This window comes from Corynebacterium sp. c8Ua_99 (assembly GCF_039907185.1).
In the GTDB taxonomy this organism is placed as follows: domain Bacteria; phylum Actinomycetota; class Actinomycetes; order Mycobacteriales; family Mycobacteriaceae; genus Corynebacterium; species Corynebacterium jeikeium_D.
This window is the reverse complement of record NZ_JASBOG010000008.1, coordinates 110,930-120,978: the sequence shown is the minus strand read 5'-3', so window position 1 is coordinate 120,978 and position 10,049 is coordinate 110,930. Positions and strand designations below refer to the sequence as shown.

Genomic DNA, 10,049 nt, shown 5'->3' with positions numbered 1-10,049 from the left:
TGTTACCCACCGGTAAACAGGGTTCAACAGGGGGGGCCGTCGGCAGTGGAAGCCGTACTTACCGGTGTCTCGGGAACTTAAGGGAAAAGGGTATTCGGGTTAATGGATACAAGCGTGCCCGCTCAGCGGATCGTCCGGTACTCGCCTTTCGCTGCTTGCCCCAATGCGAGTTACTGACGCCTCTATGGCTATCAGTGGCGGGGCAATGCGAGTTAGTGGCTGCTTTTATGGCAGCGGCTGTGGACTAATTCAAGTTACTGACTGCGTTTATGACAGAAATAGCGCGAAAAATCGCTTGAAAGTGTCATAAACTCACACAGTTTCACCTTTGCAGCCCGTATTTACGCCTACAGCCCCATTCACATCTGCGTCCCCCATCCACGCCCGCAGCCCCGTTCACGCCCACAACCCCTCCATCACGCCTACAGCCCCAACTCACAAGCAAAGCCGCAAGCTCATCCCCAACTACGCCCAACTAGGCCCAAACATGCGTCGATAGTGCACACGCTACCTTCGGTAGGGCCCAAGTTACCCCCGTTATCGAACGCTGCAGTCATACCTTTACCTGCACAAATTAGCTAATGCTAAACAAATAGAAGAACTCCACCCTAAATGTTGCGTAATTTCATAACGTATTTACTTGTTAAATAGGGAACCCTAAGCTAATGTTTCACAGGTAATGATTACCTAAGTAAGTGATTGGGTAACGGCGTCTAAGTCGCGTTTGTTTAACAATCCTACTGTGACCGAAGGGATGCCTTTAAGTGGCGCGTTCTAACTCCGGCCGTATTCGCAATATCGTAGTTGCATCTGTTGCGAGCCTTGGACTTGTTCTTGGTGCATGTTCTACTGATGCCGGTAACGAGGATAAGTCTGCAGCTGCAGGCAACGGGTCTACTATTACCGTTACTGATAATCATGGTGAGCAGACCGTACCTGCCGAGATTGACTCTGTTGTGGCCACGGATAACCGTTCCTTCGAGATGCTCGATCAGTGGGGTATTAAGCTGGCTGCAGCTCCTAAACCGATTATCCCGTTCACGGTTTCCGACTACAAGGACAATCCTGACGTTCAGGACATCGGCAATCACCGCGAGCCGAATCTCGAAATTGTTGCTGCTGCTGACCCGGACCTGATTGTGAACGGTCAGCGTTTCGGCAAGTACTACGATGACCTGAAGAAGCTCGCTCCGAACTCCGCGATTGTGGAGTTTGAGCCGCGCGAGGGCAAGCCGCTGGACGAGGAGCTCAAGCGCCACGCTAAGGGCCTGGGCACCATCTTCGGTAAGGAGAAGGAAGCCGATCAGCTCATCGCAGACTTTGACAAGGCTCTGGAGCGCGCTCGCAAGGCTTACAACCCGGACGTGAAGGTCATGGCGCTGAACTCGTCGGGCGGCACCCTCGGTTACATTGCTCCGACTGTTGGTCGTACCTTCGGCCCGCTGTTCGACCTGATTGGCATGAAGCCGGCGCTGGAGGTCGACAAGGCCAGCGATGACCACCAGGGTGATGAGATTTCCGCCGAGTCCATCGCTGAGGCAAACCCGGACTTCATCATGGTGCTTGACCGCGATGCTGGCACCTCTGTCCGCGGTACCGATGAGTACCGTTCGGCACAGTCTGTGGTCGAGGAAGCCGCTCCGCTGAAGAACGTGAAGGCAGTCAAGGAGGGCAAGATCTACTACGCCCCAGAGGACACTTACACCAACGAGTCCATCATCACGTACACGGAGATTCTGAACGGGCTTGCCGACGCCTTCGAGCAGGCCTAATAGTTCTCTGACCAGTCACAGGAGTACCTCACCAACTCTATGCAGAAGTTACTGGATTCCCGACTAGCCATCGGGATTGCCTTTGTGGCAGTCCTGGTGGCTATGTCGCTGTTTGTAGGCCAATACGACATCCTGGGCGCCGACGACGGCTGGGAGATGTTCGCCACTACGCGTATACCGCGCACCATTGCACTAGTGCTCTCGGGTGCCGCGATGGCGATGTGTGGCTTGGTCATGCAGCTACTTACGCGCAACAAGTTCGTCGAACCCACCACCACGGGAACCACGGAGTGGGCTGGTCTCGGCCTGATTTTCGTGATGTATTTCTTTCCTTCGGCCTCGATGCTTGGCCGGATGGGCGGGGCAATCATCTTCGCTTTCATCGGCACGGCAGTGTTCTTCCTGTTCTTGCGCCGTGTCGCTTTGAAGTCAAGTCTGGTTGTGCCCATCGTGGGCATCATGTTGGGTGCGGTAGTCAGTTCGATTTCGACTTTCTTTGCGTTGCAGACGGACATGCTGCAGTCGCTAGGCGTGTGGTTCGCAGGCTCTTTTACTGCCATTTATAAAGGGCAATACGAATTCCTGTGGCTGGTCGTCATTGTGGTTGCGATTGTCTTCGTATTCAGCGATCGGTTAACGGTTGCGGGGCTTGGTGAGGACATTGCCACCAACGTCGGTCTGAACTACAAGCGAATCGTGTTCCTGGGAACGGGGCTGATTGCAATCGCAACAGGTTTGGTCACCGTCGTGGTGGGCAACCTCCCATTCCTGGGGCTCATCGTCCCGAATATCGTCTCCATGTTCCGTGGCGATGATCTGCGCTCCAATCTGCCCTGGGTATGCCTGGTGGGCATTGCCATTGTGACGGTCGCGGACTTGATTGGCCGCGTCATTATCGCCCCGTTCGAGATCCCGGTATCGGTGATTCTCGGCATCCTGGGTGCTGCCATTTTCGTCTATCTGATCGTGGAGCGGCGTCGTGCTTAATCTCAGTTCAACTACAGCTAGAACCAACCAAGTTGGCCCGCAAACGACGTCGTTTAGCACGGCCGCCGCTGCGCGCAGGTACTGGATTATCATTGCTGCGCTGGCGGGCCTGGCGGTGTTGTTTACGGCGGGCCTGCTTGCGTGGGACAACCCGTTGCCGTTCGGTACGGATGGTTTTTGGCTGATTGCGCGCCGGCGTCTTTATGCCGTAATTGCCATGATCGTGGTTGCCTGCTGCCATGCCGTCGCGACGGTGGCGTTCCAGTCGATTGCGAATAACCGAATTATTACGCCGTCGATTATGGGTTTTGAGGCGCTGTACGTGGCTATCAGTACCGCTGCAGTGTACTTCTTCGGTGCGACCGGCCTGATGAAAGCTGGCTCGGTTGGCGCGTTTGTGCTGCAGCTCGCGCTGATGGTGGGGCTGTCGCTGGTGCTGTATGCGTGGCTGCTGACCGGGCAGGGCGCGGATATGCACAGCATGCTGCTGGTGGGCATTGTCATCGGTGGCGGACTGGCTTCGCTGTCGACGTTCATGCAGCGCATGCTCACGCCTTCGGATTTTGACCTGCTGACGGCGCGGCTGTTCGGCTCTGTCAACAACGCTGACCCGGAGTTTTTCCCGGTGGCGATTCCGCTCGTGATAGGGGCGATCGTGGTGATCGCGTTGCATTCGCGGGCCCTCAACGTCATGTCGCTCGGCCGCGAAGTCGCGACGAATCTGGGTGTGAACTACCAGGTTCGGTCCATCACTGTGCTGGTCGCGGTGTCGGTGCTGATGGCAGTATCGACGGCTATGGTCGGCCCGATGACATTCCTCGGTTTCCTGGTCGCGACCATTGCGTACCAGGCTGCGGATACCTATGACCACCGCTTTGTGCTGCCGATGGCGGCGCTGATTGGCTACGTCACGCTGGCCAGTGCGTATTTCATCCTCAATCACGTTTTCTATGCCCAGGGCGTGGTGTCCATCATTATCGAGCTGGTTGGCGGTTCGATCTTCCTCTACGTCGTTTTGAAGAAGGGACGGCTATGATTCTCCTCGACAGTGTAAGCAAGAGCTATACCAGCGAGGTGTCAATTGGCCCCGTTGACCTGGAAATTCCAACCAACGCAATCACGGCTCTGATCGGCCCGAACGGCGCGGGCAAGTCCACGCTCTTGACTATGATTGGCCGCCTCCTTGCCGTCGATTCCGGTGACATCAACGTCGGTCCATACAACGTGGGCAAGACCAAGTCGAAGGATCTGGCGAAGGTGCTGTCGATTCTGCGCCAGGACAACCACTTCGTCACGCGTCTCACCGTGCGCCAGCTGGTCAGTTTCGGCCGCTTCCCGCACAGCCAGGGGCGCCTGACCGCTGAGGACGAGCGCATCATCTCCCAGTACATCGAGTTCCTCAATCTTGAGGCGCTCCAGGGCCGCTACCTCGACGAGCTCTCCGGTGGGCAGCGTCAGCGCGCGTATGTCGCAATGGTGCTCTGTCAGGAGACGGATTACGTGCTTCTCGACGAGCCGTTGAACAATCTGGATATTTCTCACTCGGTCGACATCATGTCGTACCTGCGCACTGCAGTGCGCGAGTTGGGTCGCACCATGGTGGTGGTGTTGCATGACATCAATTTCGCGGCTCGCTACGCCGATTACATCTGTGCGGTGAAAGACGGCCAGATTGTTGAGCACGGCCCAACCGCGGAGCTGATGCGTTCAGAGATTCTGAGCCCAATCTTCAACACTCAGATTGACATCGTCGAGGGCCCGCACGGGCCGGTCGCCTGTTACGGCTCTTAAGGCAATTCCTGGCCGGCCCCGCGCAGCCGATACAATCTAGCCTCATGACTATTACTGCTGCCGTTGACGGTTCCGCCCTCCACAATCCCGGACCTGCCGGGTGGTGCTGGTATATCGACGACAGCTGCTGGGCCGCCGGCGGATGGAAAGAGGGAACCAACAACCGCGGGGAGCTCACCGCTCTTGCCGAGCTGCTCCGCGCCACCGCTCACATCCCCGATGAGCCACTGTTCGTCCTGTGCGATTCGCAGTACGTGATTAACTCCGTTACCAAGTGGATGCCGGGATGGAAGCGCAAGGGCTGGAAGAAGCGCGACGGCAAACCCGTCCTCAACGTGGACATCTTGCAGGACATCGACAAGCTGCTCATTGGTCGCAACATTCATCTCGAATGGGTCAAGGGCCACTCTGGCCACGACATGAACGAAGCTGCAGATCAGCGCGCCCGAGCCGCCGCCACCGCGTATCAGAAGGGCACCGCAGTGCCCGAGGGGCCAGGTTTCGCTGGTGCGGGGAGTCGCGGGCAGACGAATGCAGCACAGACGAATGCAGCGCCGACAAAAACCACGCCCGCCACGCCTTCTTCCGACTCCAAGGCACCCAAGACCGCAACCTTCGAGCAAGAAGGCCTCTTTGACCTCGCTGCCGACACCACCGTGACACCCGAGGACGCAGCCAAGGAAGCGCTCACTGTTTTCCGCCGGGCCGCACATCGCGCTGAGCAGGGTAATGCCCGCGCCCTCAAGGCATTGCTTAACGACGCCCTGGGCGCCAACCTCGCCGTGCCAGACGGGCTTTCGGATGCCGAGCATGAGCTCCGCGTCGAGGGAACCACCGCTACTGCGCAGTTCACTACAGACGACTGGGTTGGCCTGGCTGTCTGGGATTTGTCCCAGGCAGTGGGGAAGGCCACAGGTTCCGCGCGTTTGCTGGGCTGGAATGTAGGCAGGTCTTAGCAGTAGTATGAAAGTTTGGTCTTTTAGGTAGACCACCAGGCAATCCGGGGTTACTGGTAGCCTGAAAACACATAAATTCTTTTACTCATTACATATAAGGAGCTCCGACTTCATGGCTGATCACGAAGGTCCTCGTTCCGGCGAAGGCCGAGGAAATCGCGGAAACCGCGGGTCTAACCGTTCCCATGGTCGTGGCGAGGGCGGCTTTAACGGGCGCAACCGCAACGATCGTCGTGGACAGGGCGGTGGCCCAGGTGGTCGTGGCCGTGGTGGTCACGGTGGTCATGGCGGTAACCGCGATTCCCGTGGTTCGCGGGGCTTCCGTCGTGATGATCGCGACGATCGTGACTTTAACCGCGGTGACCGCAATGAGCGCGGTGGTCGTGGCGGTCGTGGTTACAATCGCGATGACCGCAATGATCGTCGCGGCCCGGGCGGACGCGGTGGCCAGGGAGGCCGCAACTTCGACCGTCGTGGTGGTAAGCCACGTCGCTCCAACCGTGGTGGCCGCTTCCAGGATGAGAAGCGTACGCACCGCACCGGCCCGCAGCGCCCAGGTTTCCGCGAGGAGCGCATTGAGGCCCGCAAGAACGAGCCGAAGCTGCCAGATGACATTCGTGCAGATGAACTCGACCCGAGCGTGCGCCAGGATCTGAAGAGCCTGGCTAAGGACAACGCCGACAAGGTCGCTCGGCACATGATTATGGCTGCAATCCTGATGGCCGAAGACCCGCAGCGTGCCCTGGAGCATGCCCGCGCAGCGAAGGACCGCGCAGGCCGCGTCGGTGTCGTTCGTGAGACCGCGGGTGTTGCCGCTTACCACGCAGGTGAGTGGAAGGAAGCCCTGGCTGAGCTGCGTGCGGCTCGCCGCATCTCCGGTGGCCCGGGCATGCTCGCGGTCATGGCGGACTGTGAGCGCGGCCTCGGCCGCCCGGAGAAGGCCATCGAGCTGGCTCGCTCCGAGGAAGCCAAGCGGCTGGACAACGAGTCCAAGACTGAGCTGGCTATCGTCGCCGCCGGTGCTCGCCGCGATATGGGGCAGATTGATGAGGCTCTGGTTGAGCTGGAGACCCAGGATCTGAACCCGGACCGCGAGGACTTCGAGGCAGCTCGTCTGTTCTACGCTTACGCTGATGCGCTGGTGGAGGCCGGCCGTAAAGACGATGCCAAGGTGTGGTTTACCCGCTGCGCCAAGATTGATGTCGACCAGATGCTCGATGCTCGCGAGCGCATCGAAGAGCTGAGCAAGTAAACAGCCCAGCTGCCCGGCTCGCAAAACCAGCCACCGCTGACGCAATCCGGCTGCGCATCTACAATTCGTCGTAAAGCGTTCCTATTTCGTAAAAGGAGAAATGCACCTCATGGCTTCTGTCGCTTCTTCCTATGATGCCGCTCTGTTGGATCTGGATGGCACGATTTACGAGGGCGGCGCGGCGATTCCGAACGCGCTGGAGGGGCTGACTGAGGCAGCGCTGCCGATGGTGTTCATTACGAACAACGCCTCCCGTGCGCCACAGACGGTGGCGGACCAGCTCAACGGGCTGGGCTATGACGTTCATGCGGACGATGTGATGACATCGGCGCAGGCGGCCATCGAGATGGCGGCGGAGATCATTGAGCCGGGCTCGAACGTATTTGTGTTGGGCGCGGAGTCGTTTAAGCAGTTGGCTCGTGAGGCGGGGTACACGCTGGTGGATTCCGCTGATGACAACCCTGCGGCGGTGTTCCAGGGGCTCAACCGTGAGATGACGTGGAAGCAGATGTCGGAGGCGGCGCTGGCGGTGTCGCGAGGTGCGCGCTTCCTGGTGTCGAATTTGGATACGACGCTGCCGTCGGAGCGCGGTTTTTTGGTCGGCAATGGTTCGGTCGCTGCGGCGATTTCGACGACCACGGGTGTTGCGCCGCTGTCGGCGGGTAAGCCGAAGCCGCCGATGTTCATTAAGGCTGCGGAGCGTATAGGCGCGAAGAATCCGCTGGCGATCGGGGATCGCCTGGATACCGACATCGCGGGCGGAAACGCTGCGAAGATGGACACGTTTATGGTGGTCACGGGTGTTTCCACGCATATGGATGTCGTCGCAGCGCCGCCTGAGCACCGTCCGACGCTCATCGGTGCTGACATGACCGCGCTGAATCGTGAGCTGGATCAGGCACGTCCGGCGCCGCAGGCTGGTTTCACCGCGCGTTACGACGACGCGGAGGCCGGTGTCATCGTTCTTTCTGGCGGTGACACGGAGGATCCTCGGTTGGCGAACCCGACGGAGGCCGCGGTGGCGGCTCTGCTGACGGTCGCGGATGTGGTGTGGAACTCTGAGGCTGGTCGTGCTGGCGCAGTCGAGGTCACGCAGGTCCGCGCAGAGGGCCCGGCTGCTGAGGCGGCGCTGGCTGCCTGGCGGATGTGATAGCCGATGAGTGAGGCCGCACCGAAGCCAGGGCAGGGGCAGGAGTCTGGTCCCGTGCCGGGGCCGAAACCCGGGCCTGCATCTGCACCCGGCCCCAAACCCGCCCCCGGCCCCGCTCCTAGCCCGGCGGCAATGCCCGGTGCGCGCGAGGTAACTCCGGAGGCCGTCCGGGAGCAGGTTGCGGCCGCACTGTCCGCACCCGCACCGACTCCGCAGGAGAGAGTCGCACAGTTCGAGCGGGCGCATGAGATTTTGTATGAGGCCCTGGGCTCGTCACGCAGGGAAGGAAAGTGAACGCGGTGGCAAAGAAAGCTCCTAAGCGCAGGCTCGATGCGGAGCTGGTGCGAAGGAAGATTGCTCGCTCCCGTGAGGCAGCAGTGGACATGATTAAAGCCGGCCGAGTGGAGGTCGGTGGCTTTGTCGCGTCGAAGCCCGCGACTGCGGTGACAGGGGACGTGTCCATTCGCGTCAGCGGCCTGGAAGAGGACGAGAACTGGGCGTCGCGCGGGGCGCACAAGCTGCTCGGGGCGCTGGAAGCTTTCGAACCGCAAGGGCTGGACTTGAAGGGCCGGAAAGTGCTGGATGCCGGTGCCTCCACTGGTGGTTTTACCGATGTGTGTCTGCGCCGCGATGTCGATACCGTCTACGCCGTCGATGTCGGCTACGGTCAGCTGATTTGGCGCTTGCAGGATGACCCGCGAGTGGTTGTGCTCGACCGAACTAATGTCCGCACGCTGACCCCGGAGATTCTCGGTGGCACGGCCGATGTCATGGTTGGAGACCTGTCGTTTATTTCTTTGAAGCTGGTGCTGCCAGCGATTGTTTCCTGCCTGGACGAGGGCGCTGACCTGCTGCCGATGGTCAAGCCGCAGTTCGAGGTGGGAAAGGAGCGCCTTGGCTCCGGTGGCGTTGTGCGTAGCGATGCGCTGCGTCAGGAAGTTGTCCAGGAAGTCGCTGAGTACGCCCGCACGCTGGGGTTGTCCTTCCGCGCGGCTGTGGCCAGCCCACTGCCGGGTCCTAGTGGCAACGTGGAGTTCTTCCTGTGGCTGGTGAAAGACGGCGGTGCCAGCGACATTGGGGACGAGACTATGGCTGCGGCTATTGCCAAGGCCGTCGAGGAGGGACCGCACAATGACTAGCTCACCGACCGGATCACGGACCGGCTCACCGACTAGCGCGAAGACTCACTCACGGGATAGCAAGCCTAAGACCAGCGCCGGCAAGCGCGAGATTCTGCTGGTCCCGCATACCGGCCGTAGCGCCAACCTGGAAATGGCCGCCGAGGCGGCCGAGCTGCTTGAGGCCGCGGGGATTGATATCCGCGTGCTGGCCGGTAAGAACCCGGAGGCTCTGGCCGCGCACCCAACGCTCGGTAAGTACCCGCGTTACTGGCATTCCCCGCAAGCGGCGTCGGGATGCGAACTCGTCCTCGTCCTCGGTGGCGACGGCACCTTCCTGCGCGCTGCAGATATCGCACACTCGGCTGACCTGCCGGTGCTCGGCATCAACATGGGGCACGTGGGCTTCCTCGCCGAGTGGGAGCAGGAGTCCATGACGGAGGCGATTAACCGGGTCATCAAGCGTTCCTGGCGTATCGAAGACCGCATGACCATCCGCGCCACCGTTCGTGACACCACTGGCCGCGTAATTGGCTCCGGCTGGGCGCTGAACGAAGTCAGCATCGAAAACGTCAACCGCCGTGGCGTACTGGACGTCATCCTGGAAGTCGATGGTCGCCCGGTGAGTTCCTACGGCTGCGATGGCGTACTTATCTCCACGCCGACCGGCTCCACCGCGTACGCCTTTTCCGCAGGTGGTCCGGTGCTCTGGCCGGAGCTCGATGCCATGCTGGTCGTGCCCAATAATGCCCACGCGCTGTTCTCCCGCCCGCTGGTGATCTCGCCGCACTCGACCATCGCCATTGAGACCAACCACGACACCGCCGAGGCAGTCGCGGTGCTCGACGGCTTCCGCAACATCACCATGCCGCCGGGCAGCCGCATTGAAATCAAGCGCGGCGCGCAGCCGGTGCGTTGGGTGCGTCTGGACGATCAGCCGTTCGCCGATCGTCTGGTGCACAAGTTCCGCTTGCCGACGTCCGGGTGGCGCGGCCCCGCCGAAGCCCAATAGCCTTTTACCCA

The 10,049-nt window shown here is 60.4% G+C and carries 10 protein-coding genes; all 10 read left to right on the top strand.

Annotated features, from left to right (window positions below):
* Positions 1–764 precede the first annotated feature (764 nt).
* The 10 genes from QKE19_RS06490 to QKE19_RS06445 all read left to right on the top strand — a co-directional run bounded on the left by QKE19_RS06490 (position 765) and on the right by QKE19_RS06445 (position 10,038).
* Positions 765–1,772 carry an ABC transporter substrate-binding protein gene (locus tag QKE19_RS06490; RefSeq protein ID WP_049189966.1) on the top strand — a complete coding sequence of 336 codons (1,008 nt, stop codon included), beginning with the start codon at positions 765–767 and terminating at the stop codon, positions 1,770–1,772.
* A 39-nt stretch (positions 1,773–1,811) separates the two neighbouring features.
* Positions 1,812–2,759 (top strand): ABC transporter permease, encoded by a 948-nt coding sequence (locus tag QKE19_RS06485; protein WP_049193442.1) that lies wholly within the window; start codon positions 1,812–1,814, stop codon positions 2,757–2,759.
* A complete protein-coding gene (locus QKE19_RS06480) occupies positions 2,752–3,795 on the top strand; it encodes an iron chelate uptake ABC transporter family permease subunit (protein WP_347890646.1) in 1,044 nt (347 codons plus the stop codon). Before QKE19_RS06485 ends, QKE19_RS06480 begins: the two co-directional genes overlap by 8 nt.
* A complete protein-coding gene (locus QKE19_RS06475) occupies positions 3,792–4,550 on the top strand; it encodes an ATP-binding cassette domain-containing protein (protein ID WP_347890644.1) in 759 nt (252 codons plus the stop codon). The genes QKE19_RS06480 and QKE19_RS06475 overlap by 4 nt, the downstream gene beginning before the upstream one ends.
* Positions 4,551–4,594: 44 nt before the next feature.
* A complete protein-coding gene (locus QKE19_RS06470; RefSeq protein ID WP_070546196.1) occupies positions 4,595–5,506 on the top strand; it encodes an RNase H family protein in 912 nt (303 codons plus the stop codon).
* 112 nt (positions 5,507–5,618) lie between these two features.
* The gene (locus QKE19_RS06465) at positions 5,619–6,758 is read left to right on the top strand and encodes a tetratricopeptide repeat protein (RefSeq protein ID WP_347890642.1); all 1,140 of its coding nucleotides are present in this window, start codon (positions 5,619–5,621) and stop codon (positions 6,756–6,758) included.
* A 109-nt stretch (positions 6,759–6,867) separates the two neighbouring features.
* Complete coding sequence (locus tag QKE19_RS06460; protein ID WP_347890640.1) at positions 6,868–7,908, top strand: HAD-IIA family hydrolase; 1,041 nt, start codon at positions 6,868–6,870, stop codon at positions 7,906–7,908.
* Positions 7,909–7,914: 6 nt separating this feature from the next.
* Positions 7,915–8,202 carry a hypothetical protein gene (locus tag QKE19_RS06455; protein WP_347890638.1) on the top strand — a complete coding sequence of 96 codons (288 nt, stop codon included), beginning with the start codon at positions 7,915–7,917 and terminating at the stop codon, positions 8,200–8,202.
* 5 nt (positions 8,203–8,207) lie between these two features.
* Positions 8,208–9,047: a TlyA family RNA methyltransferase gene (locus QKE19_RS06450; RefSeq protein WP_347890636.1), complete on the top strand. Its 840-nt coding sequence runs from the start codon at positions 8,208–8,210 to the stop codon at positions 9,045–9,047.
* A complete protein-coding gene (locus tag QKE19_RS06445) occupies positions 9,040–10,038 on the top strand; it encodes an NAD kinase (RefSeq protein WP_347890635.1) in 999 nt (332 codons plus the stop codon). The genes QKE19_RS06450 and QKE19_RS06445 overlap by 8 nt, the downstream gene beginning before the upstream one ends.
* The last annotated feature ends 11 nt before the right edge of the window (positions 10,039–10,049 follow it).